Genomic DNA, 22,300 nt, shown 5'->3' on the forward strand with positions numbered 1-22,300 from the left:
GAAGCAAGCCTCGTTGCTCAGAAATCGACAGTAACTTCGCCGAAACTCGCAAGGCGTGCACGGGCGCTGGTCCCCGCTTCTGCGAAGACCATGCCGGTGCACGAACCGGTCGTGACGATCTGGCCCGGCAAGAGAGGCAGACCCCGGTCCGCACAATGACGGACGAGCCAGCGCAGCAGACGCCAGACGTCTCCTGCCGGATTGCTGCCAGTGGTTCGACGCCTAATGTCTTCACCGATCGAGAGATCCGCCTCGACCGCCCTCAGATCGATGGCAGCAGGGCTGACTGTCGAGGCTGCTCCGATCAGCAACGCGCCGTGGCTCTGCAAATCCGCGAGCTGGGCCAGGGCCACGCTGTTCGTCCAATCCTCGAGGCGCGTCTCGACCACCTCGATGGCGGGATAGACGGCGTCGAGCGCGCGTGCCAGCTCGCGATCGGGCAATGCGGCGTCTTCAGCGGTGAGCGCGCGCCCGACCCGGAGCGCAACCTCCACCTCGACACCCCGCAGGCGGAATTCAGGACCGAGCCGCGCGCCGGAGGCAAGCAGGCCGGATGCCGGCAGCGGCGCGCAGACGGGCTCGGCATCCGGGCCCGACGCCCCGACCTTCCAGCCGCCGAGCGGACCGAGCCGGGCAAGCGTGGCATCCTGGATGGCGTAGGCGCCCGCACGATCCGAAGGAAGGATGTCACGCCAGCCGACCGATCCGCCTTTGCTTCGGGCTGCGATCAACCGGTCCGCCGCTTCACTCGCGTTGCTCACGATGTCCTCCCGTAATGGGGCCCGGCCTCGGCGACGGGCGTGCCGCGGCGGGGACTCCCGATCTGTCCTGTCTCGATGTGCTAGTCATCGGCCTTGGTCGCACGCAGCAGATTGTCGCGCAATCTGCTCACCGTCTTCTGCACCACCGGAAAATCGTCGCCAAGACCTGTCGCCTCAATCAGCGCCCCGCCGAGATCCTGCTCGATCAGCTTGCGCCCCGCGGGCGTCAGGCTCAGGCGCACCTGCCGCTCGTCGGCAGGATCGCGGTGGCGCTTGATCAGCCCCATCTGCTCGAGCTTCTTCAGGATCGGAGTCAGTGTGTTGGATTCCAGGAACAGCTTCTCGCCCAGTGTGCTGACGGTCTGCTCATCCTCGTCCGACAGCGCCACCAGGGCGATGTACTGGGTATAGGTCAGGCCGACCTTGTCCAGCAGGGGCTTATAGGCCCGGCCGAAAGCGAGATTGGCCGAATAGATCGCAAAGCAGAGGAAATTCGACAATTTCCGGTCTTTGCCGGCTGATTTGGGGGAACGGGCCACGGGAACCTCCGCAATTCGTGATCTGCCGACCAATATAAATCGTATCCGATGAAATCGGAAGAGCTTGACCGGTGGGTGCGGCGAGTATATTTCCATGCGCATCCGATTAGATCGGATACGATTAATAATTCAACCGAAGGATACGACCATGACCTCCGCTGCAAAGGCTCTCTTCACCGGCAAGACCCACGTCACCTCGGGCGCCGACGGCACCGCGCACTCCAGTGACGGATTCCTGAACGTCAAGCTGGCCCAGCCGCACCCGGCGGCCGAAAACCTGTTCGCCGCCGCCTGGTCGGCCTGCTATCTCGGCGCGCTCGGGCTCGCCGCTGCCCAGCGCAAGGTCAAGCTGCCGAGCGAGCCGTCGGTCGACACCGCGATCGACCTGAACAACGCCGGCGACGCCTTCTTCCTGCGTGCCCGTCTCGACGTCAGCGTTCCCGGCGTCGATCGCGCGGTGGCGCAGGAACTGATCGAGGCCGCACACGGCATCTGCCCCTACTCCAAGGCGGTGCACGGCAACATCGAGGTGACCACCACCCTCGTCTGAAGCGCCACGACGCGGACCGGCCGGCATCGGCCGGGCCCGCGCGGCGCGGACAATCTCGTGACCACAAGGAGCCGACCATGAGCCATCGTCATCTGCGAACCCTCCGCGTGCTCACGAGCGCGGTGCTGCTCGCGGCAAACCTGTTCACACTGCCAGCCGCGGCGGCGCAGGCCGGCGTGACGCGCACCGACCTCCAGCGCCACGATCTCAGCACGCCCGGGCGCGAGGCCGTGCAAGTACGCGTCGACCTTGCTCCGGGCGTGGCGTTCGGCCGGCACACCCATCCGGGCGAAGAGATCATCTACGTGCTTGCGGGCGCCATCGAATACGACGTCGAGGGCAAGCCGCCGGTCACGCTGAGAGCCGGCGACGTGCTGTTCATCCCTGCCGGCACGGTGCATGCGGCGAAGAACGTCGGCGGTGAGACCGCCAGCGAACTTGCCACCTATATCGTCGCCAAGGACAGGCCGCTGCTGACGCCGGCGAAGTGACGCCGGCGCTCCCCCGATTGACCTGCGCATGATATCTGACTAAAGTCAGACATCATGCTCGACCCCGTCTCCCGCGTTCGCCGCTTCAACCGCGCCGTCACCTCGGCCGTCGGAGCACTCGATACGTCGTTTCTCGGGCGCGGTCGGCCGCTCGGCGCGGCGCGCGTGCTCAATGCGATCGGGCACGGGCGTTCGGACGTCGCCGAGATCCGCGACTATCTCGGGCTCGATTCCGGGCTGATGAGCCGGCTGCTCCGCAGCCTCGAGGACGAAGGATTGGTCGAGACCACCGCGCATGCGGACGACGCCCGCCGCCGCGTGGCGCGGCTGACGCGCACGGGCCGGCGCGAGTTCGCAGCCTACGAGGCGCTCTCGAACGCGCAGGCCGAAGGCTTCCTCGCTCAGAATTCGCAAGCCGAGGCCTTGCTCGCGGCGATGGACCTGATCGCATCCGCATTGACGCGAGAGCGCGTTTCGCTGGATGAGATCGACCCTCGGTCCGAACCGGCACGCTATTGCCTCGGCGAGTACTATGCCGAACTCGGCCGCCGCTTCAAACAAGGCTTTGACGTCTCGCTGTCGCGCGATCCCGACGCCAAGGACATGCGCCGACCGCGCGGCACCTTCATCGTCGCGATGTCGGACACGCTGCCGATCGGCTGCGTGGGCTTGAAGGGAACCGATCACGGCTACGCCGAGATCAAGCGGCTCTGGGTCGCCCCGGCCGCGCGCGGGCTGCGGCTCGGCCGGCGCCTGATGGACGCGACCGAGGCCGCAGCACGCGAGCTCGCCATCACGCTGCTGCGGCTCGACACCAACAGCGCGCTGCCCGAGGCCGCCCAGCTCTACCGCACCAGCGGCTGGCGCGAGATTCCCCGCTTCAATGACGATCCTTACCCGGACCTGTTCTTCGAGAAACGGCTCTGATACCGGACCGGTTCGCGATCCTCGCGCGTTAGGTCGAAGTGGGAGCTTCGATATGACGAGAGACGACCTCGCCGACATCTACCGCGCCTACATCACCTGCCTCAATCGGCGGGATTGGCCGGCACTCGGACAATTCGTGCATGATGAGGTCGCTCACAACGCGCGGCCCCTTGGGCTTGAGGGCTATCGCGCGATGCTGGAACGGGATGTTCGGCAGATACCCGACCTGCAGTTCCACATCGAGATGCTGATCTCCGATCCTCCCCGCATCGCCGCCCGATTGAAGTTTGACTGCACACCAGTCGGGACATTCCTCGGTCTTGCCGTCAACGGGCGGCGCGTGTCGTTCTGCGAAAACGTGTTCTACGAATTTCGCGACGGAAAGATCCGGCGGGTCTGGTCGGTCATCGACAAGGCCGCGATCGAGGCGCAGCTCTGACGCCGCGCCTCGATCGCGAATTCATGCCGCCGCCGGCGCCACCTCGCCTTGCGGCTTTGCGAACGGGCGGAACGTCATCGCCATCAGGAAGGCCCCTAGGCCCATCGCCCAGGAGGCGATGTAGAGCCAGGCATAGCTGGAGAAGGCATCGTAGATCAGGCCACCGGCGAGCGGGCCGGTCGCCATGCCGAGGCTGCCGGCCATCGCCGTGCCCCCGATCACCGTGCCCATCATCTTGAGCGGGAAGTTCTCGCGGATGAGCACGGCGTAGAGCGGCATGGTGCCGGCATAGATGAAGCCGAAGATGGCGCCGACCGCATAGAACGTCGTGAGCTGTTGCGCGAAGACATAGGCGAGCGCACCGAAGGCCTGCAGCAGCAGGCCCGAGACCAGCACGCGCTTGGCGCCGAAGCGGTCGCCCATCAGGCCGAAGGCGATGCGCCCGCCGAGGCCGGCAAACCCCTCGATGCTGTAGATCGTCACCGCCGCGACCAGCGGGATGCCGCAGCTCACGGCATAGCTGACGGTGTGGATGATCGGGCCGGAATGCGTCGCGCAGCAGAAGAAGTTGGTGGCGAGCAGGATCAGGAATTGCGGCGAACGCAGCGCCTCACCCATCGACATCTCGTTTTGTCCGGCGGCGGCTTCGCCGACGGGCGCCGCCGGGCCTTGCGCGAGCGCCGGCGGACGGCGCACCAGGAACGAGACCGGGATCATGATGGCGCCGACCACGAGCGCAATGATCTGCATCGAGGTGCGCCAGTCGTGGCCGGAGACGAGCCAGGCCGCCAGCGGCGACATCGTCATCGGCGCCATGCCCATGCCGGCCGAGACCAGCGACACCGCAAGGCCGCGATTGGTATCGAACCAGCCGGTGACGGTCGCCATCATCGGCGCGAAGATCGCCGCGCAGGCGGCGCCGACCAACAGGCCGAACACGATCTGGAACACGATCAGCGAGGTGGCGAGGCTCGCCGCGAACAGGCTGAGCGCCAGCACGGTCGATCCGGTCAGCACCACCGGCAGCGGCCCGAACCGGTCCGTCAGCGTGCCCCAGGCCATGCTGGTGAAGGCCATCGCCAGAAAGCCGATCGTCATCGCGCTGGAGATGCCGGTCACCGACCAGCCGGTGTCCTTGGTGATCGGCTGCAGGAACACCGGCAGCGAAAACATGCCGCCGATCGCAACGCAGCCAAGCACGCCGCCGGCGGCGACGATCACCCAGCGATAGTTGGAAGCAGTCATTTCAGTCTCCCGTCAGCTCTGTCTCGCGTGGAAGACGAATGGGAACTGCGCCGGCCGACAGGGCGACGTCGCATTTGCCGCACGCTTTCGTGACCTGCCAACAAAACTCGAAAAACAACCCCATGCACAGTAGCCGGCGCCAGCGGGATCAATGACTTACGAGGACGGCCATTTGCAAGATCGAGGCGCGGGTTGACCCGTCGGGCAAAACACCGGCATAACGGCATCATCCCCCCATTCGAGAGCATCGCTGGGCCACCATCCTGTGCGGTTCAATGCTCAGATCTCGCCAAGACCACGCACGAGATTGGGCGTCGACCACGTTGCCACGCCGATTCCTGCGAAGTCGCGATCGGTGGTCCAAACATCGCCATCGACGCTCCACGCGAGCGCGAGCACGTGGGCATCGCGCACCGATCCATTGCGGCTCGGCACGGCATCGCGAAGGGTCTCCTCGCACCGGGCGATGATCGGCTCCAGCGACGCAACGGGAACGATCGTCAACAGCTCGGCGAGCTCATCGAGCACATCGAGCAGTTCGGGGCGCTGCATGCCGAGCGCGATGCGCCGGCGTGCCTCCTGGACGACACGGTCCGTCGTCACGAAGACCACCTTCTCCGCGGCGGCCAAAAGCGCCCCGGAACTTCGACCGCGAACAGCGGCGACCAGAATGGCCGCATCGATGACGATTGTTGCCGACGGTGGTCTCACGTCTTCCGCTTGCGCGTCAGGGCTTTCACCGCAGCAATCGACCAATCGACCGGATCGACCTCGCCGAACTCGGCCAGCGCGGCATCGTCCGCCGCCGCGTCGCGCCCTTTGGCCAGCCGCTCCGCGCGCGCCAGCACGGCAGCCAAGCGCTCCGGATCGGTCGCCTTGAGCGGTATGAGCAGCCCGACCGTTCGCTCCCCCGATTTCACTGCCGTCGGGCCGGGCAATGCACCAATGGCTTCACCTGAAATCTTCTGTAGATCGCGGATGCTGATATGGGCCATGATGCTGACTTACATACGCCCTTATGTAACACATCGCAAGATGCTCGCGAATGCGCCGACCTCGGTAACCGACGATTGGAGTCCCCTCATGCCAAAGATCGACGTCGCCAAAGTGCCGGCCCGCAAGGGCTCCGGCTATCCGGCGCCCTTCAACGCGCCTTGCGCCGAGCGCATTCGCAAACGGCTCGGCGATGCCGGCGGCCTGTCGGATTTCGGCGTCAACCTGATGCGTCTGCCGCCGGGCGGCTGGTCGAGCCAGCGGCATTGGCATTCGCACGAGGACGAGTTCGTCTACATTCTCGAAGGCGAAGTGACGCTGATCGAGGATGGCGGCGAAACCGTGCTGCGCGCCGGCGATTGCGCCGCCTTCCCCAAGGCCAGCGGCAACGGCCATCACATGATCAACAGATCGAACGTGACGGCGGTCTATCTCGAGGTCGGTTCGCGCTCGCAAGCCGACCTCATCACCTGCTCCGACATCGACATGATGAGCCCGGCATCCGACGGCCGCTTCCTGCACAAGGACGGCACGCCTTATCCGTAAGTGAGATGGCAGCTCACACGGCCGCACTGCGGCGCCAGCTGCCGACGGTGAGCCAGACCGCCGAGACCAGGAAATAGATCGCGCCGACCGCAGCATAGCCTGCGACATTCGCAATCGACGGCACCGCCGGCATTGTGGCCTGGAAGATGAAGAAACCGCCCGCCAGGGCCGACTGGCCGCCAGAAGGGTTCGAACCGCCCCGGCCTGTGCCGATCACGTCAGTGCCTGGTGGAAAGCCGCTCCAGCAGCGGCCGGGTGATGGTCGCGAAGATTTTTGGATCGCCATAGGCCCGCGCCGACAGCATCGCGCCGTGAACGGTTGCCATGAATCCCTCCGCCTCGACCCGCGCCGTGCCGGAGAGATGGAGCCGGCCTTGCCGCTTGCCGCGCTCCATCACCGCAGCCAGCCAGGACGAGAGGGTGCGGAAATGCGCGCGGACTTCGAGCGCCACCTCCTCGGGCAGGATCGGAAGTTCGCTGGCAAGGAGCGCGCAGACGCAGAACGGAGCCGTCGCGTCCTTGATGCACGCCTCCCAATAGGCGACGTAGCTTTTGAGCTGCTCGGGGGGGTCGGCGACATTGCGTTCGAGCGCCGACAGTCCCGCCTGGGCCTCCTCGCGATAGCGCGCCACGAGGGTGCGGACCAGGTCGACCTTGCTGGCGAAATGGTGGTGGATGCTCGGCTTGCGGATGCCGACGACATCGGCGATGTCGGCGTAACTGAAGCCGTTGTAGCCGCCGGCGATGATCAGCGTGCGGGCGCAGGCAAGAATGTCGTCGGCAGTCGAGGAAACGGTGCTCATGGCGCTTAGCTACCTTCCAGTAGGTAGACAGTCAAGCAGACATGCTTCAATGATCCGTGAGCGAGTGGTAGGAGCCTGCATGACCATTCGCCCGATCGTGCGCTATCCCGACCGCCGGCTTGCGCTGCCGGCCCGCCCCGTCACTGTGTTCGACGATGCCTTGCGCGAGCTCGCGCAGGATCTGCTCGACACGATGCGCGCCGCGCCCGGCATCGGCATCACTGCGCCGCATATCGGCGTGCCCCTGCGCGTCGTGGTGCTGGAGCTCGACGCGAAGGACGGCCCGCAGACCTACGTCAATCCGGAGATCACATGGGCCTCGTCCGAGATGATCATGCATCGCGAAGGCAGCGTCTCGATGCCAGGGGTCAACGACGAGGTGCAGCGCCATGCGCGGGTCCGGATCAGCTATTCTGATCTCGACGGCAACATGCACACCGAGGAATCGGATGGCTTGCGCGCGGTGTGCCACCAGCACGAGATCGACCAGCTCGACGGCGTGTTCTGGATCCAGCGATTGTCGCGGCTGAAGCGGGAGCGGCTGGTCAAGCGGTTCGAGAAGATGGCGCGGAATTCGTAGGGTGGATTAGCGAAGCGTAATCCACCAATCTGAACATGACGCAACGAGGGAGATGGTGGATTACGCCGCCCGCCGCGCTCTGCGCAGCGGTCTGCTAATCCACCCTACGCGTTCTCTCTCCTCACGCCCTCTTCCCGCCGCGCTTGGTGATCGGCGCGTTGCGGCGTTCGCGTTTGCCGCGCGCGATCTCGGTTGCCAGCGCGTCCAGCTTCGGCTCCCAGAAATTCCTGAACTGGCCGACCCAGGCATCGACCGCTTGCAGCCCGGCCGCGTCGACCGAATAGAGCCGCCTTTGCGCCTCGGCCCGGACGCTCGCAAAGCCGCTCTCGCGCAGCACCTTGAGGTGCTGCGAGACGGCCGCCTGGGTGATGCCGAACTCGGCCCCGATGATTTCGACGACCTCGCCGGATGCCAACTCACCGGGCGCCAGCAGCTCGAGGATGCGGCGGCGCACGGGATCGGCGAGGACTTCGAAGGCGTGCATCAGCTTCCGGTGCCGGGATGAACGATGTCGGGCGGCATCTCGCCGCGGTAGAACGCGATGGTTCGGTCCGAGCGCTCCTTCGCCGTGGCTGGATCGACCCCGCTTGCGACATGCGCCGCACGCCAATGTTCGCCGCTCGTCGTCATGAAGTCCTTGCCCTCGGGCGAGACCATCCAGGCCTCCGCCGTCTCATGATCGACCGATGCCCCGGTCGCAAGATGTCGCTCCAGTCCCGCAAGCGCGAGGTCCCAACCGATACCGACCGCACCCGGGCCGAACTGATTCCAATGATCCTCGATGATCGCTGTGTGCTCAAGCGTCAAGCGCGCCTGGCTTCGCTCGGCTGTCAGGCTGACGTCGATCCAGCTCATCGAGCCGCCGAATTCCCAGGTTGCGGCGAAATGGGTCGGCGGCGTACAGGCCGTGATGGTGCCGCCCGCATTGCCCTTGACCTGGTAGCGTCCCCCGAGCCGGAGGTCGCCCTCGACCGGCGCAAACCAGCGCGGGATCCGCTCCCTGCTGGTCACGGCGTCCCAGAGATCGTCGACGCCGGTGTCGTAGAGCCGCGTGAGGGTCACGACGCTCGCCGGTTTCCCATCCTTGGCGAAATTCCTCACCGAACGTGTGACGAGCCCGAGGACCCTGGCGACGTCGAATTCCATTGGCGCTTCTCCCTGTCGCTTTCGTGTGAGGTCATGAATATCGACCACCACTAATATAAGTCAATCCTTATATTCAGCGACGCTGCTGCGTCAAACCGCCTCGCGCGCCGACGCGAACCAAACACCTGCCCAGGCGTCTATCGGTGCCCTGTTCCCACCAAGCCCCGCCCAAACGGAAGGAACTCATGAAAGTTCGCAAATTCGCCATCGCCGATGCTTCGCTCGAACGCTCGCCGGGACAGGACGGCGATATCTTCGCCGGCAATGTGATCGACCAGCGTCACGGCGGACCGATCACCATCGGCTTCGGCCGCTACGCGCCGAACCAGAGCCTGAACGAGACGCTTGCAGTCGACGACGTCATGCTCGTCCTGGAAGGAAAGCTCTCGGTCACCAGCGACGGCAGCACCGTCACCGCCGGTCCCGGCGAGATCGTCTACATGCCGAAGGGCGAGACGGTCACGATCCGCTCGCACGAGCAAGGCGCCCTCACCGCCTATGTCACCTATCCGCATTGGCAGGAGGCGCGCGAGTGAGGCGCGAGCTCGCGATGCCCTACCCGCCCGCCATCAGCGCCTTCGCCAGCTCGTAGGGCGGATTAGCCGAAGGCGTAATCCGCCATCTGGCAACACGGCGCGGCGAGAGATGGTGGATTACGCCAGCGGACTGCGCTTTGCGCAGCCGCAGGCTAATCCACCCTACGCACCGACCATCAGCGCCTTGGCCAGCGCCTTGTACGCCGGCAGCGTCACGGGATCGTTGGCGGCGTTGCCCGCCATCGGGTGCGAGGCGTAGCGGGCGATCACCATCTCGGCCTTGGGATCGATGTAGATACCCTGGCCGTGGACGCCGCGCGCCATGTAGGCGCCGTGCTCATTGTGCGTGACCCACCATTGATTGCGGTAGGACGCGCCCGGCAGCGTGGTGTAGCCGGCGGGCTTGAATTTTTCGGGATCGCCGCCGCGCGCGATGTCCTCGACCACGGACGACGGCACGATCTGGCGGCCGTTGAAGCGGCCGTGATTGCGCATGGTCTCGCCGAAGCGGGCGAGATCGCGCAACGTCGTGGAGAGGCCGCCGCCGCCGCTTTCGGTGCCGATGCGGTCGACGTGATAATGCGCGTCCTCCTCCGCACCCATCGGCTGCCAGATCCGCTCGGACAAGAGATCGGACAGCGTCATGCCGCTGGCGCGCCTGATGATCCACGCGAGCACGTCGGTGTTGACGGTCTTGTAGGCAAAGGCCTTGCCGTGCTCGCCCTGCTTCTTCTGCGCGACGAGGAAATCGAAGATGGTGGTCGGGCCGTCATAGCCCTGAGGGATCGGCGCCATGCCGTTGGCGCGCCGCAGGCCCCACACGTCCGAATTCTTGTCGGTATAGACCTCGGTGTAGAGCAGCCCCGTGGTCATATCCATGACCTCGCGCACGCGCGCATCGCCGAACGCGCTTGGCTTCAGCTCCGGCACATAGTCCGTCACCGGCGCCTGCGGATCGATCCTGCCCTCGGCGGCCAGAATCCCTGCGAGCACGCCGGTGAACGACTTCGTCACTGACATCGCGATATGCGGCTTGTGCGGCTTCAACGCGCCGAAATAGCGCTCATAGATCAGCCTGCCCCGATGCAGCACCGCGATGCCGTCGGTGTAGGTCTCCTCCAGCATCTTGTCGAACGTCATGGGCCGCCCGTCCATCGTGGTCGAGGCGACCGGGCCGATGTCGTGATCCGCGCGCGGCAGCACCGATTTAGGCCCTGCCCCGCGCCAGACATTCACCGTCGGCACCAGCTGGCGGATGTTGCTCCAGGCCCAGCGCAGTTCTGGGAAGCTACGGAACGAGCCGTCATGGAAGGCGATGGTGCGGTCGGGCGAAGGCGGGAAGCCGCGCATCCAGCCGAGGGGCTCGGGGTCGGTGGTGGTGGCAGGCTGAGTGGCGGCGGGCGCAATCGACATCAAGCTTGGCTCCGGAAAGGTGATGCAGATGTCGTATCATGGACCACCACAGCGCACACCCGACGCAAGCGCGCATCACCTGCGCAACAATCAGGAGAGCGGCAATTTAGTGAAGGGGTCGAGTACGGGCACGCCGAGTGGCTCGAAATGCCTGACGTTGCGGGACAGGATCATCAGCGCGTGCTGGCGCGCCGTCGCAGCAATGATGATGTCGGCAAATCCAGGCGCATGCCCCAGCCCGCGAGCCCGATCCGACAGCTGCCCCGCGAGCCGCGCGGTCGGCATGTCGAACGGCAGGATACGATCGCCGTAGAGGTGCAGCACGGCGTCAAGCCATTGCGCCAAGTCCTTACTCTTGCGTGTAGCCTTTTCGCGCCGCAGCTTTGCTATTCCATCCTCGACTTCTGCAATCGTCACCACCGACAAATAGAGGATGCCGGATTGCGCATCCATCCATTCGACCAGCGCCGCAGGTACTGGCCGGTTCGGCGACACCGCAGATATAATGTTTGTGTCAACGAGGTACACGTCTCAAAAATCGGTCTTGCGCAGCTTAGATCGATTCCGGGCCGGCAAATCGCCCGCACTCGTGGGGGCCGCCATCAGGAGCCGCCCGAAGCTTGGGACCTTCGACAGCCGTTGCCACTCCTCGTAGCCCAAGACCACTGCCTGCTTCTTGCCGTGACGCGTGATCACCGCAGGCTTGCCGTCGACCGCCTCATCGACGACTGCGGACAGGTTGGCCTTCGCATCACGAAGCTGAATTTCGCGCATGGGACACCTATATGACTACAGTAGTCATATAGGTAAACTGCCCGATTTTCAAGACGGCTTGGCCGTACCCGCCTCAGAGTGCTTTCCAGCCCGGCGCCCGCTTCGTTGCCTCAGTGAACGATCCCTGACGAAGCGAAGATATTAAACAAGTAGATCGTAGGAGGGGTGGAGCGAAGCGATACCCATCAAGTTCGTTTTGCAAACGCGATGGGTTTCGCTGCGCTCTACCCATCCTACCAACTGCGCTTTAATAGAAGTCGCCCTCGACGCGCAAGGCTAGTCAATGTCTCAGATAAGCGACACCCTACTCCCACTCAATCGTCCCCGGCGGCTTGCTCGTCACGTCGTACACCACCCGGTTCACGCCCTTCACCTCGTTGATGATGCGCGTGGCGGTCTCGCCCAAGAACTTCATGTCGAATTGGTAGAAGTCCGCGGTCATGCCGTCGGTTGAGGTGACGGCGCGGAGGCCAACCACATAGTCATACGTGCGGCCGTCGCCCATGACGCCGACCGTCTTCACCGGGAGCAGCACGGCGAAGGCCTGCCAGATCTCGTCGTAGAGGCCGTGCTTGCGGATCTGGTCGATGTAGACCGCGTCCGCCTTCCGCAGGATGTCGAGCTTGTCCTTGGTGATCTCGCCGGGGCAGCGGATGGCGAGGCCCGGGCCCGGGAACGGGTGGCGGCCGACGAAGATTTCGGGCAGGCCGAGCTCACGGCCGAGCTTGCGCACCTCGTCCTTGAACAGCTCGCGCAAGGGCTCGACGAGCTTCATGTTCATGCGCTCGGGCAGGCCGCCGACATTGTGGTGCGACTTGATCGTCACCGAGGGGCCGCCGGTGAAGGAGACGCTCTCGATCACGTCAGGATAGAGCGTGCCCTGCGCGAGGAAGTCGGCGCCGCCGATCTTCTTGGCTTCAGCTTCAAACACCTCGATGAAGAGGCGGCCGATGGTCTTGCGCTTGGTTTCGGGGTCGGTGACGCCTTTGAGCTCGCCGAGGAATTGCTTGGAGGCATCCACGTGCACGAGCGGGATGTTGTAGTGGTGGCGGAACAGGTCGACGACCTGCTCGGCCTCGTTGAGGCGCATCAATCCGTGATCGACGAAGACGCAGGTGAGCTGGTCGCCGATGGCTTCGTGGATCAGCACGGCCGCCACGGCCGAATCGACGCCGCCGGAGAGGCCGCAGATCACCCTGCCCTTGCCGACCTGCGCGCGGATTTTTGCGATCTCCTCCTCGCGGAAGGCGCGCATGGTCCAGTCCCCGGTGAGGCCGGCGATCTTGCGCACGAAGTTGCGGATGAGCTTTGCGCCGTCGGGCGTGTGCACCACTTCTGGGTGGAACATCAGGCCGTAATATTTGCGTTTCTCGTCCTGGATGATCGCGAACGGCGCGTTCGGCGAGGTGCCGGCGACGGAGAAGCCCGGCGGCATCTTGGTGATGCGGTCGCCATGGCTCATCCACACCTGGTTCTTGCTGCCTGACGACCAGACGTCCGCGAACAGCTGGCTGTCGGCCTTGACCTCGACATCGGCGCGGCCGAACTCGCGGTGATGGCCGCCCTCGACCTCACCGCCGAGCTGGGCCGCCATGGTCATCTGGCCGTAGCAGATGCCCATCACCGGCACGCCGGAGGCGAAGATCAGCTGCGGGGCGCGGGGCGAGCCGGCTTCATGCACCGACTCGGGGCCGCCGGAGAGGATCACCGCTTTCGGCTTCATCTCCTCGAAGGCCTCTTCGGCCTTGTTGAACGGGACGATCTCGCAATAGACGCCGTCCTCGCGCACGCGACGCGCGATCAGCTGCGTCACCTGGCTGCCGAAGTCGACGATGAGAATCTTGTCGTGCGCCGAGGCCACCGAGGGCGTCGACGCGGAGCGGTCGTTCTGTGCTGCTGTCATGGCCAGCCAATACGCTGGCGGCGCGCGGGCCGCAACCACGGCAGCAGTGCGCCCACATGCTTCTTTGGGCATGGACAAAAGGATATAGGTAAGTATTATTGACCTATTGCACCCCATTCAGAAAGGGGCCGATCAGGGAGAATGCCATGTCACAGCACCATCAGCCATCAACGCTTGCCGCGCTCGGCCGGACCTGGGTCGAGGCCTGGAATGCGCGCGATCTCGAGCGCGTGCTCATGCTCTACGACGAGGCAGCCGTGATGACCTCGGACCGCATTCCCATGCTGGGGTTCGACCCCAGCGGCACGGTGCGCGGCAAGGATGCCCTTCGCGCCTATTGGGGCAAGGCGCTTCCCCTGGTGCCCAACCTGCATTTCTCGCTGATCGATCTGTTCGTCAGCCCTGACAGCCTCGTGGTGTTCTACGAGAACGAGCGGGGCAAGAAAATCTGCGAATATCTGCGGGTGAATGAGGCGGGGCTGATCGTGCAGGGCTCGGCGAACCATTTGGCGCATTGACTATCCCCCGTCATTGCGAGGAGCCCGCGACAAAATTGCAAAGCAATTTTGCGCTGGTGCGACGAAGCAATCCAGACTGCCGCCGCGGATGCATCACTGGATTGCTTCGCTTCGCTCGCAATGACGGAGACTGCGGCACGCCTGTGCGCTAACACTGCGCCCGCCGGCTCAGAGACAGGATTCCCCATGAAACTTCCCACCTCCCCCTTCACCGTCACCGACTGGAGCAAGGTCGAGCCGACCACGCATCCCGGCGAGAGCGGAGAGGCCAAGTGGCGCACGCTCAACATCGGCGATCTCCGGGTTCGGATGGTGGAGTACTCGCCGGGCTATCTGGCCGATCATTGGTGCGATCGCGGCCACGTGCTCTACGTGCTGAAGGGCGAGCTCGATAGCGAGCTGCGCGACGGGCGCAAATTCAAGCTCACCACGGGCATGAGCTACCAGGTGTCGGATTTCGGCGACTCCGCGCACCGGTCCTCGACGGCCGTGGGGGCGACGCTTTTCATCGTCGACTGAGACGCGAGCGCGTGGTTAATTTGCACCGCAAAATAGCAAAGTCACGCGAGGTGCCGAGCCGCGGGTGGTGCCTTGAAGTGGCCCCAAATTCTCGCTATATTGTGATCATCGATACTTGGCCGAACGACTGGGCCGCTTCGCTTCGTTGCTGACGGGCGCGCACGCTTCAGATGAATTCTCCAAACATCGACTCATCAGGGACCATGGGCGCAATGCTGCGTACCGGTCTGCGTGCGTACCTCTCTAACTAAACAAGGAAATTCCCATGGCTATGGGCACCGTGAAGTGGTTCAACACCCAAAAGGGTTATGGTTTCATCCAGCCGGATGACGGCCAGAAGGACGTGTTCGTTCACATCAGCGCCGTCGAGCGCGCCGGCCTCTCCTCCCTCAACGAGGGTCAGAAGGTCTCGTTCGACATCGTCGCCGACCGCCGCAGCGGCAAGTCGTCGGCTGACAATCTCCGCGTCGGCTAACGCCGGCGCACCGTTCTGACCGCGGACGTACCGGCAGAACGTTGGAACTCGAAAGCCCCGCGACCGGGTTCGGTCTGCGGGGCTTTTGCTTGCCCCGGTCATTCCGGGGCTCGCGAAGCGAGAGCCCGGAATCCATTGTGCCGCACACCCTGCCGCCCGATGGATTCCGGGCTCGCCCTGCGGGCGCCCCGGAATGACGGCGGAGAGAGATCAGCCCGATTTCCTCAGCACCGAAACGAAAAAACCATCCGTCCCGGTGCGCCGCGGCGTCATCAGCCAGCCCTCGGCGGACTGCAGCGCGGCCTCGCCAAAAGCGTCCGCCTTGTCCCAGAGCACGCTCGCGGTCTGCTCGGGCGGGACGACCGTGAACTCGCCATGACGGCCGATGAAGGCCCTCACCTGCTCGCCGTTCTCTTCCGCCAGCACCGAGCAGGTGATGTAGGCGATGCGGCCACCCGGCTTGACCAGCGGAACCGCACGCTCCAGCACCTCGGCCTGGTCGCGCAGGCGGATCTCGAGCGCGCCGGGGCGCATGCGCCATTTGGCGTCGGGGTTGCGGCGCCAGGTGCCGGTTCCCGTGCAGGGCGCGTCGATCACGACGAGGTCGGCGGTGCTGCGGATGTCGGCAAGCGGATCGGCCTCGCCCTTGGGCGTGCGGACATCGGCATTGTGGACGCCGGCGCGTGACAGTCGCTCATGGATCGGGGCGAGCTGGCGCTTGTCGCGGTCGGTCGCGATCAGCCGGCCCTTGCCCTGCATCAGGGCGGCGAGCGCCAGCGTCTTGCCGCCGGCGCCGGCGCAGAGATCGATCACCTGCTCGCCGGGTTTTGCCGCGGTGAGCTGGGCCGCAAGCTGCGATCCCTCATCCTGCACTTCAATGGCGCCCTTGATGAAATCCTCTTCCGCCTGGATGCCGGGGTTGCGCGCATCGGCGGAAAGCTCGATGCGCAGGCCGGTTGCGGACCAGGGCGTTGGTTTTGCATGAAGATGAGAAAGCGCCTTCAGCACCTTGTCGCGATTGGATTTTAGCGTGTTGACGCGCAAGTCCAGCGGCGCCCGGCTCGCCATCGCCGCGGCTTCCGCCGGGCGGGTCTCCCCGAACACCTTGGCAAGGTACGGGTCGAGCCATTCCGGGTAGTCGCCGGCGATCGCGGCAGGTGCGTCCGCGAGGGACCGCGAGGCGAGTGCGGCCTGCTCGGCCTCGGTCAGCGGCGCCGGCGCAAAGCGGCTGCCGTCGAACAAGGCGCCCATGGTTGCCATGTCCATGTTGCGCTCGAGGCGGAGCATGCCGATCAGCCGGGCCCGCGCGGTATCGGAATCCATCAGCCAGGCGCTCGAGGCGTAGCGGCGCAGCACGTCCCAGACGAGGCCGGCGATGGCGGCGCGGTCGCCCGAGCCGGCGAAGCGGTGCGCGGTGCCCCACTCCTTCAGCGCCTTCGCCGCGGGCACGCGGTCCCTTTCGATGGTGTCGATGACTTCGATGGCTGCGGACAGCCGGGCAGCGGGGGTCATTTCAAATCTTTCAGATGGGATCCGGCGCGTCAGGCTCAGATCAGCAACAAGAGCTTCAGCGCGAAGTAGATCCACATCGCGAGCAACACCAGCACGCCGGCGAGCCAGACCGTGGAGCGGCGGCCGAGATCGTTGGAGGAGACGAACACGCCGGCATGGGCAAAGCGCGTCACCACGAACACCCAGGACAGCAGCACGATGAAGATGTCGGCCCGGCGCAAGGGCAATGCAAGCGCGATCAGGACGTAGAACAGCACCGGCAGCTCGAACTGGTTGCGGTAGCAATTGGCGATTTGTGTGGCGCCCTTCGGCCAGTTCGGCTCGCCCAGGGCAATGTCGCGGATCTTGGTCTCGCCGGCGACCAGGGCCTTGCGGCGCGCCAGGACCATGCCGATCAGCAGCGCGAAGGTGAGAGCGACCTGCACGAAGACCGGCAGCAAGACCATTTGAACGGACATCGGAACTTTCCCGGGAGGCGGAACGCCGCAGACGTCATTAGCCGCGGCTTCTCACGCTGACAATCAGCGAGTTGAACCGGCGTTCCCGCTCTTGCGACCAACCACAGATTGTTAAAGCGATTTCGGGCCCGTGGGCCCCCAGGCGAGATAGCGCCATGAATTCCTTGTCCAGCTTCTTCACCGAATCCGCCGATGGCCAGCTCGGCATCCTGATGTCGGCCCTATCAGGGATGGCGGCAGCGCTCGCGGTCGCACTGGCCATGACGGTCTACTTCCGCCTGAGTTATCGGACCTGGCGCGACGTCGCCCGGCATGGGCTGGCTGCCTTGGCCGCGGTCGCCCTGTTCGCCTTCGCCGCCTACGACATGCGCCACGCTGCGCTTGCCTATCTCGGCCTCAATCCCTCCAAGCCTGCCGTCGAGTTCGAGATCCGCATGCCCCGGGAGATGCTGACGGCGGTGAGCGACAGCCAGATCGAGCTGCACACCGATCGCAATCAGACGCTGGCGCTGGTCGACGGCGTGCGCGATCTCGCGGACGGCCGGGCGGTGCTGCGCGGCGCAGTGGTGCTCAACCACCGCACGGCCGATCGTGTTCTGGTCGTGAACTTGTCCGGCAAGGGCATCTTCGAGTTCCGCCTCCGCCTGCCGGCCGAGCCGCATCGTTCCGTCGAGTTCGGCCCCTGGCACCTCGCCGACCGCATCGCCTCCCCGCTCGCCGGTGCCGTCGCCCCGCAGGACGGCTACACCATCCGCTACCGCGTGCTTTAAACTTTGTTCGGTGCGATCCATGCCCGGCCTGTCATCGTTCCTACGCGCGGCGACCGGTAAGATGATCGCATGTCCGAATTTCGTCTCACGCAGATTTCCGACACCCATCTCGGCCGGCGCTTCCCCGGCCTGATCGCCAACTTCCATCGCATCAGCGAGCACATCGACGCCGGCAGGCCGGATCTCGTCGTCAACACCGGCGACGTCTCGTTCGACGGGCCGACGAGCCGCGACGACGTCGAATTCGCCAAAGGCCTGCACGACGCGCTGCCCGTCACCTGCCGCTATCTCCCCGGCAATCACGACATCGGCGACAATCCGACCGCGATCGGGCCGGCGCCGAAGCCGCCGGTCAGCGAGACGCAGCGCCGGCAGTTCTGCGACATCATCGGCGAAGACCATTGGTCGTTCGAAGCCGCGGGCTGGCGCTTCATCGGCCTCAATTCGCTGGTGATGAATTCGGGCCTCGCCTTCGAGGCCGAGCAGTTCGACTGGCTGTCTCAGGAAATCTCGCGCACGAACGGCAGGCCGGTCGCGCTGTTCCTGCACAAGCCGCTGTTTCTCAACCTGCCCGACGATGCCGAGACGCCGGAGACGTCGATCCGCTACGTGCCGCAGCCAGCGCGGGCGCGGCTGATCGAGTTGTTCGGCAATGTCGACCTGCGTCTTGTCGCCAGCGGCCACGTGCACCAGCGCCGCGACTTCACCTTTCGCCATACACGCCACGTCTGGGCGCCTTCAGCGGGTTTCGTCATCAACGATCAGCGCCAGGACCGGATCGCGATCAAGGAAGTCGGCCTCGTCGAATACCGCTTCCAGCCCGACAGTCTGGAGGTCCGTCACGTTAGGGCCGCCGGCCAGGTCGATGTCGACATCGAGGAGCTGCTCATCCAGATGGGCGGCGAGCATTAGCCTACTCCAGGGGCAGCGTACCTTACCTTGATACCTCATTGCATCGAATTTGGCCTCAGATTGGCTAAAATCCTCTAATGACAACGTTGTCATATGGCCGTATCGTTTCCTGGCAGCGGTCGAGGGCCGCTGAGGGAGCGATGATGCAGTTCTTGTCCCGGTGGGAGAACCAACGCCTTTCGGCGACCGTGCGGGGCATTCCCATGGTCGATGGCGTTGCCACTGCGGACATCGGCAACCAGGGCTGGTCGCCTGCGCACGGCGATCTCGCCCTGCCCGTCCTCACCCTGGATGAAGCCGCCTTCGCGGCCAACCGCGATCTCTTCCTGAAATGGTGCGCGAGTTCAGGCGTTGCCGTCGCGCCCCACGCCAAGACGCCGATGTCGCCGGAGCTCGCCCGCTCGCTGCGCGCCGCCGGCGCCTGGGGCACGACGGTTGCCAACGTCCAGCAGGCCGCCGTGCTGCTCGCGAGCGGCGAGCGACGCCTGCTGCTGGCCAACGAGATCGGCGGGCTTGCCGCCGGCCGCCGCCTTGGCACGCTGCTCAGCGCCTATCCCGACGTCGAATTTCACGCTTTTGCGGATTCACCGGCTGCGGTGGCAGCTCTCGCCGGGGCCGCGCGGATCGCGGGACGCAGTGAATTATCGGTGCTGGTCGAACTCGGCGCCGGCCGCACCGGCGCGCGCGACCGCGCCGCGGTCGAGGCAACGATCGCAGCCGTGCTCGCCGCCGACCGGCTCGTGCTCGGCGGCGTCGCCACTTACGAAGGCGCCGCTGCAACGTCCGATACCGACGAGACGATGCGCGCCATCGCGGTGCTGCTGGAGCGCACCATCGAGACATTTGCGTTGGTGCGCGCGGCCGCCCCGAAGCGGCCGTTGATCCTGAGTGCCGGCGGCTCGGCCTATTTCGATGTCGTCGCGCGGACGCTTGCGCCCGCGGCTCAGGCCGACGGCAACGCCAGTGTGATCCTGCGCTCGGGCGCACTGTTCTTCGCCGATCACGGCATCTATGCGCGCGCTTTCGCGGAAGTCGACCGGCGCGGCGGCCTCCTCATCGAAGGCCTGCACCACTCGGCCGTGGAGAGCTTTCGGCCCACGCTGACGCTCTGGGCCGAGGTGCTGTCGCGGCCCGAAGACGGACTTGCGATCGCCGGCTTCGGCATGCGCGATGCCTCCTTCGACCAGGGACTGCCCGTGCCGTTGCGCGTGTTCCGGGACGGAGTCGAGCAGCAAGGCCTTGCCGCGGCGCTCGCGGTGACCCGCCTCAACGACCAGCACGCGTTCCTCTCGGTCGCATCCGAAGCTGCGCTTGCGGTCGGCGACATCATCGCCTTCGGCATCTCGCATCCCTGCACCTGCCTCGACCGCTGGCGCGTGATCTTCGGCCTCGATGCCGACGGCGTCGTGGCGCGCGCCCTCCCCACCCAGTTCGGCTGAGAGCGGCGCGATGAACTTCCTGCCGCTCTGGCGCTATCAGAACCAGCTCATCGACGGCGCCATCGTCACGCTGGAGCTGACGGTGATCTCGGCGCTCGCCGGGCTCGTGATCGGCATCGCCGGCGCGGTCGCGCTGAAGGGGCGGATCACGTCGCTGCGCTGGCTGGTGCGCGGTTACATCGAGCTGTTCCGCAACACGCCGTCGCTGATCCAGATCTTCATCGTGTTCTTCGTGCTGCCGAACTTCGGCCTGAAGCTGCCCGCCTTCGAGGCCGCGGCCGTCGCGCTGTCACTCTATTTCGGCGCTTATTCCGTCGAGATCATCCGCGCCGGTCTCGATTCCATTCCGCGCAGCCAGGTCGAGGCCGGCCAGTGCTTGGGGTTGTCGGGCTGGCAGGTGTTTCGCCACATCATCCTGCCGCCGGCGCTGCGCAATGCTTATCCCGCCGTGACCAGCCAGTTCGTGCTTTTGCTGCTCGGCACCTCGCTCGCTTCGCAGGTCGCCACGGATGAGCTGTTCCACGTCGCCGGCTTCATCGAGAGCCGTACCTATCGCAGCTTCGAGGTCTATGCCGTGATCTGCGCGGCCTATTTCGCGATGGCGATGGCGTTCAAGGCGCTGTTCGCCGTGATCGGCCTGGCGGCCTTCCGCTGGCCGCGGCGGCGCTGAGGGGCGAAGCGATGCGATCCTTCTCCCTCATCGATTTCGTCTCGCTGTTCGCGGCGCTGCGCTGGACCGTCACCCTCGTCGTGCTCGCGCTTCTCTTCGGTGCGCCACTGGCGCTCGGGCTTGCGCTCGGCCGCATCAGCCGGTTCGCAGGGCTGCGCTGGGCGATGGCGGCGTGCATCCAGGTGATCCAGAGCGTGCCGCTGCTCGGACTGTTGTTCTTCTTCTATTTCGGCATGCCGGTCTTCCTCGGCATCCAGGTGCCGGCGCTCATCGCCGTGACCGTCGCCTACACGCTCTACACCGCCGCCTTCCTCGGCGAGATCTGGCGCGGTGGCCTGGAGGCCGTAAAGCAGGCGCAATGGGAGGCCGGCGCCTGTCTCGGCCTCTCCGCCTGGCAGCAATTCCGCCACATCATCGCGCCGCAGGCGCTGCGGCTGTCGCTGCCGCCGACCGTCGGCTTCCTGGTGCAGCTCATCAAGGGCACCTCGCTCGCCTCGATCCTCGGCTTCGTCGAGCTCGCCCGCGCCGGACAGGTGGTGAGCGCGGCGACGTTCCAGCCGCTGCTCACCTACGCCCCGGTCGCCGCGATCTATTTCGCGCTGTGCCTGCCGCTCACGCTCTGGTCCCGCTCCCTGGAGGCCCGCCTCGATGGCTCTCGTTGAAATCCGCGACGTGCGCAAGACATTCGGCAAGGTCGAGGTGCTCAAGGGCGTCTCGCTCGAGGTCGAGGAAGGCGAGATCGTCACCATCATCGGCCGCTCCGGCTCGGGCAAGTCGACGCTGCTCCGCTGCATCAACGCGCTGGAGAGCGTCGATTCCGGCGAGATCCGGGTCGAGGGCCAGAAGGTTCACGCCAAAATGCCAGACCTGAAGAAATTCCGTCAGCGCGTCGGCATCGTGTTCCAAGCCTTCAATTTGTTTCCGCATCTGAAGGTCGAGCGCAACATCACGCTCGCTCCGCTGCTCACCGGCCGCATCGAGAGGACGAAAGCGCGGGCCTTGGCCGAGGACGTGCTGACCCGCGTCGGGCTCGCCGACAAGATCGACGCCTGGCCCGAGCAACTCTCCGGCGGCCAGCAGCAGCGCGTCGCCATCGCCCGCTGTCTCGCCATGGCGCCCCACCTCATGCTGTTCGACGAAGTGACCTCGGCGCTCGACCCCGAGCTCGTCGGCGAAGTCCTGAAGGTCATGGAAGCGATGGCGGAACAGGGCATGACCATGATCCTGGTCACCCACGAGATGGGCTTTGCCCGCAACGTCGCCGACCGCATCGTCTTCATGCATCAGGGCCGCGTCTGGGAACAGGGCCCACCGGCAAAACTGTTCGCCAGTCCTGAGACACCCGAGCTCGCAAGCTTCATCGCATCTGCCAAGTGAAAAC

The 22,300-nt window shown here is 65.4% G+C and carries 30 protein-coding genes and 1 pseudogene; 16 read left to right on the plus strand and 15 right to left on the minus strand.

The features are described from left to right. Positions 1–17: 17 nt before the first annotated feature. Together ACNJYA_RS22000 and ACNJYA_RS22005 are read right to left on the minus strand one after the other, a co-directional pair. Positions 18–761 (minus strand): 2-keto-4-pentenoate hydratase, encoded by a 744-nt coding sequence (locus tag ACNJYA_RS22000; protein WP_439400738.1) that lies wholly within the window; start codon positions 759–761, stop codon positions 18–20. An 80-nt stretch (positions 762–841) separates the two neighbouring features. Beyond that, entirely contained in the window at positions 842–1,300 is a 459-nt protein-coding gene (locus ACNJYA_RS22005) for a MarR family winged helix-turn-helix transcriptional regulator (RefSeq protein WP_212257500.1), read from the minus strand. 148 nt (positions 1,301–1,448) lie between these two features. On the opposite strand from ACNJYA_RS22005, the gene ACNJYA_RS22010 reads away from it, so the two are divergent. From ACNJYA_RS22010 to ACNJYA_RS22025, 4 genes are all read left to right on the plus strand, one after another. Next, positions 1,449–1,850 carry an Ohr family peroxiredoxin gene (locus ACNJYA_RS22010; RefSeq protein ID WP_439400739.1) on the plus strand — a complete coding sequence of 134 codons (402 nt, stop codon included), beginning with the start codon at positions 1,449–1,451 and terminating at the stop codon, positions 1,848–1,850. A gap of 77 nt (positions 1,851–1,927) precedes the next feature. After that, the gene (locus ACNJYA_RS22015; protein ID WP_439400740.1) at positions 1,928–2,341 is read left to right on the plus strand and encodes a cupin domain-containing protein; all 414 of its coding nucleotides are present in this window, start codon (positions 1,928–1,930) and stop codon (positions 2,339–2,341) included. Positions 2,342–2,395: 54 nt separating this feature from the next. Then, positions 2,396–3,268: a bifunctional helix-turn-helix transcriptional regulator/GNAT family N-acetyltransferase gene (locus ACNJYA_RS22020; protein ID WP_439400741.1), complete on the plus strand. Its 873-nt coding sequence runs from the start codon at positions 2,396–2,398 to the stop codon at positions 3,266–3,268. A 52-nt stretch (positions 3,269–3,320) separates the two neighbouring features. Next, positions 3,321–3,707, plus strand: coding sequence for an ester cyclase (locus tag ACNJYA_RS22025; protein ID WP_439400742.1), 387 nt, complete (start codon positions 3,321–3,323; stop codon positions 3,705–3,707). 21 nt (positions 3,708–3,728) lie between these two features. Here ACNJYA_RS22025 and ACNJYA_RS22030 read toward each other — a convergent pair whose 3' ends face one another. The 3 genes from ACNJYA_RS22030 to ACNJYA_RS22040 all read right to left on the minus strand — a co-directional run bounded on the left by ACNJYA_RS22030 (position 3,729) and on the right by ACNJYA_RS22040 (position 5,947). After that, positions 3,729–4,952, minus strand: coding sequence for an MFS transporter (locus ACNJYA_RS22030; RefSeq protein ID WP_172786393.1), 1,224 nt, complete (start codon positions 4,950–4,952; stop codon positions 3,729–3,731). Between the two features lie 279 nt (positions 4,953–5,231). After that, positions 5,232–5,582: a PIN domain-containing protein gene (locus tag ACNJYA_RS22035; protein WP_439400743.1), complete on the minus strand. Its 351-nt coding sequence runs from the start codon at positions 5,580–5,582 to the stop codon at positions 5,232–5,234. A gap of 77 nt (positions 5,583–5,659) precedes the next feature. After that, positions 5,660–5,947, minus strand: coding sequence for a hypothetical protein (locus tag ACNJYA_RS22040; protein WP_172786391.1), 288 nt, complete (start codon positions 5,945–5,947; stop codon positions 5,660–5,662). A gap of 88 nt (positions 5,948–6,035) precedes the next feature. On the opposite strand from ACNJYA_RS22040, the gene ACNJYA_RS22045 reads away from it, so the two are divergent. Next, entirely contained in the window at positions 6,036–6,491 is a 456-nt protein-coding gene (locus tag ACNJYA_RS22045; protein WP_212257494.1) for a cupin domain-containing protein, read from the plus strand. Positions 6,492–6,504: 13 nt separating this feature from the next. On the opposite strand, the pseudogene ACNJYA_RS22050 reads toward ACNJYA_RS22045, so the two are convergent. Together ACNJYA_RS22050 and ACNJYA_RS22055 are read right to left on the minus strand one after the other, a co-directional pair. Continuing rightward, positions 6,505–6,675: pseudogene (locus tag ACNJYA_RS22050) on the minus strand (DUF308 domain-containing protein); the annotation flags it as partial. A gap of 34 nt (positions 6,676–6,709) precedes the next feature. After that, a complete protein-coding gene (locus ACNJYA_RS22055) occupies positions 6,710–7,294 on the minus strand; it encodes a TetR/AcrR family transcriptional regulator (RefSeq protein WP_212257492.1) in 585 nt (194 codons plus the stop codon). A 79-nt stretch (positions 7,295–7,373) separates the two neighbouring features. Between ACNJYA_RS22055 and ACNJYA_RS22060 the strand changes: the two genes are divergently transcribed. Further along, a complete protein-coding gene (locus ACNJYA_RS22060; protein WP_439400744.1) occupies positions 7,374–7,874 on the plus strand; it encodes a peptide deformylase in 501 nt (166 codons plus the stop codon). A gap of 121 nt (positions 7,875–7,995) precedes the next feature. Here ACNJYA_RS22060 and ACNJYA_RS22065 read toward each other — a convergent pair whose 3' ends face one another. Both ACNJYA_RS22065 and ACNJYA_RS22070 read right to left on the minus strand, forming a co-directional pair. After that, on the minus strand, positions 7,996–8,358 hold the full coding sequence (locus ACNJYA_RS22065) for an ArsR/SmtB family transcription factor (protein ID WP_172786386.1): 363 nt from the start codon (positions 8,356–8,358) through the stop codon (positions 7,996–7,998). Next, positions 8,358–9,020, minus strand: coding sequence for an SRPBCC family protein (locus tag ACNJYA_RS22070; RefSeq protein WP_439400745.1), 663 nt, complete (start codon positions 9,018–9,020; stop codon positions 8,358–8,360). The genes ACNJYA_RS22065 and ACNJYA_RS22070 overlap by 1 nt, the downstream gene beginning before the upstream one ends. A gap of 185 nt (positions 9,021–9,205) precedes the next feature. On the opposite strand from ACNJYA_RS22070, the gene ACNJYA_RS22075 reads away from it, so the two are divergent. Then, a complete protein-coding gene (locus ACNJYA_RS22075; protein ID WP_439400746.1) occupies positions 9,206–9,556 on the plus strand; it encodes a cupin domain-containing protein in 351 nt (116 codons plus the stop codon). Between the two features lie 162 nt (positions 9,557–9,718). Here ACNJYA_RS22075 and ACNJYA_RS22080 read toward each other — a convergent pair whose 3' ends face one another. The 4 genes from ACNJYA_RS22080 to guaA all read right to left on the minus strand — a co-directional run bounded on the left by ACNJYA_RS22080 (position 9,719) and on the right by guaA (position 13,646). Continuing rightward, positions 9,719–10,969: a serine hydrolase domain-containing protein gene (locus tag ACNJYA_RS22080; protein ID WP_439400747.1), complete on the minus strand. Its 1,251-nt coding sequence runs from the start codon at positions 10,967–10,969 to the stop codon at positions 9,719–9,721. Between the two features lie 90 nt (positions 10,970–11,059). Beyond that, entirely contained in the window at positions 11,060–11,497 is a 438-nt protein-coding gene (locus ACNJYA_RS22085; protein ID WP_172786383.1) for a type II toxin-antitoxin system VapC family toxin, read from the minus strand. Between the two features lie 3 nt (positions 11,498–11,500). Continuing rightward, the gene (locus ACNJYA_RS22090) at positions 11,501–11,743 is read right to left on the minus strand and encodes a type II toxin-antitoxin system Phd/YefM family antitoxin (protein ID WP_172786382.1); all 243 of its coding nucleotides are present in this window, start codon (positions 11,741–11,743) and stop codon (positions 11,501–11,503) included. 304 nt (positions 11,744–12,047) lie between these two features. Further along, positions 12,048–13,646, minus strand: a complete 1,599-nt coding sequence (guaA, locus tag ACNJYA_RS22095) for a glutamine-hydrolyzing GMP synthase (RefSeq protein ID WP_439400748.1) — start codon at positions 13,644–13,646, stop codon at positions 12,048–12,050. 146 nt (positions 13,647–13,792) lie between these two features. On the opposite strand from guaA, the gene ACNJYA_RS22100 reads away from it, so the two are divergent. The 3 genes from ACNJYA_RS22100 (at position 13,793) to ACNJYA_RS22110 (ending at position 15,158) form a co-directional block, all read left to right on the plus strand. Next, positions 13,793–14,164, plus strand: coding sequence for a nuclear transport factor 2 family protein (locus ACNJYA_RS22100; protein WP_212257484.1), 372 nt, complete (start codon positions 13,793–13,795; stop codon positions 14,162–14,164). Between the two features lie 186 nt (positions 14,165–14,350). Then, on the plus strand, positions 14,351–14,683 hold the full coding sequence (locus ACNJYA_RS22105) for a DHCW motif cupin fold protein (RefSeq protein WP_439400749.1): 333 nt from the start codon (positions 14,351–14,353) through the stop codon (positions 14,681–14,683). A gap of 265 nt (positions 14,684–14,948) precedes the next feature. Next, entirely contained in the window at positions 14,949–15,158 is a 210-nt protein-coding gene (locus ACNJYA_RS22110) for a cold-shock protein (protein ID WP_008141931.1), read from the plus strand. Positions 15,159–15,368: 210 nt separating this feature from the next. Here ACNJYA_RS22110 and ACNJYA_RS22115 read toward each other — a convergent pair whose 3' ends face one another. Together ACNJYA_RS22115 and ACNJYA_RS22120 are read right to left on the minus strand one after the other, a co-directional pair. After that, the gene (locus ACNJYA_RS22115) at positions 15,369–16,670 is read right to left on the minus strand and encodes an RsmB/NOP family class I SAM-dependent RNA methyltransferase (protein WP_439363309.1); all 1,302 of its coding nucleotides are present in this window, start codon (positions 16,668–16,670) and stop codon (positions 15,369–15,371) included. Positions 16,671–16,705: 35 nt separating this feature from the next. Next, on the minus strand, positions 16,706–17,128 hold the full coding sequence (locus tag ACNJYA_RS22120; RefSeq protein WP_439363310.1) for an MAPEG family protein: 423 nt from the start codon (positions 17,126–17,128) through the stop codon (positions 16,706–16,708). Positions 17,129–17,283: 155 nt separating this feature from the next. Between ACNJYA_RS22120 and ACNJYA_RS22125 the strand changes: the two genes are divergently transcribed. From ACNJYA_RS22125 to ACNJYA_RS22150, 6 genes are all read left to right on the plus strand, one after another. After that, positions 17,284–17,898: an acriflavin resistance protein gene (locus tag ACNJYA_RS22125; protein ID WP_439363311.1), complete on the plus strand. Its 615-nt coding sequence runs from the start codon at positions 17,284–17,286 to the stop codon at positions 17,896–17,898. Between the two features lie 69 nt (positions 17,899–17,967). Continuing rightward, positions 17,968–18,810, plus strand: a complete 843-nt coding sequence (locus ACNJYA_RS22130) for a metallophosphoesterase family protein (RefSeq protein ID WP_172786373.1) — start codon at positions 17,968–17,970, stop codon at positions 18,808–18,810. Positions 18,811–18,953: 143 nt separating this feature from the next. Next, positions 18,954–20,249, plus strand: a complete 1,296-nt coding sequence (locus ACNJYA_RS22135) for an alanine racemase (RefSeq protein WP_439363312.1) — start codon at positions 18,954–18,956, stop codon at positions 20,247–20,249. 10 nt (positions 20,250–20,259) lie between these two features. Beyond that, positions 20,260–20,919 (plus strand): amino acid ABC transporter permease, encoded by a 660-nt coding sequence (locus ACNJYA_RS22140; protein ID WP_212257477.1) that lies wholly within the window; start codon positions 20,260–20,262, stop codon positions 20,917–20,919. Positions 20,920–20,930: 11 nt separating this feature from the next. Next, positions 20,931–21,581 carry an amino acid ABC transporter permease gene (locus tag ACNJYA_RS22145; protein ID WP_439400750.1) on the plus strand — a complete coding sequence of 217 codons (651 nt, stop codon included), beginning with the start codon at positions 20,931–20,933 and terminating at the stop codon, positions 21,579–21,581. Then, complete coding sequence (locus ACNJYA_RS22150; RefSeq protein ID WP_212257475.1) at positions 21,568–22,296, plus strand: amino acid ABC transporter ATP-binding protein; 729 nt, start codon at positions 21,568–21,570, stop codon at positions 22,294–22,296. Before ACNJYA_RS22145 ends, ACNJYA_RS22150 begins: the two co-directional genes overlap by 14 nt. Positions 22,297–22,300: the final 4 nt, after the last annotated feature.

It is taken from the genome of Bradyrhizobium sp. BLXBL-01, from assembly GCF_051853025.1.
In the GTDB taxonomy this organism is placed as follows: domain Bacteria; phylum Pseudomonadota; class Alphaproteobacteria; order Rhizobiales; family Xanthobacteraceae; genus Bradyrhizobium.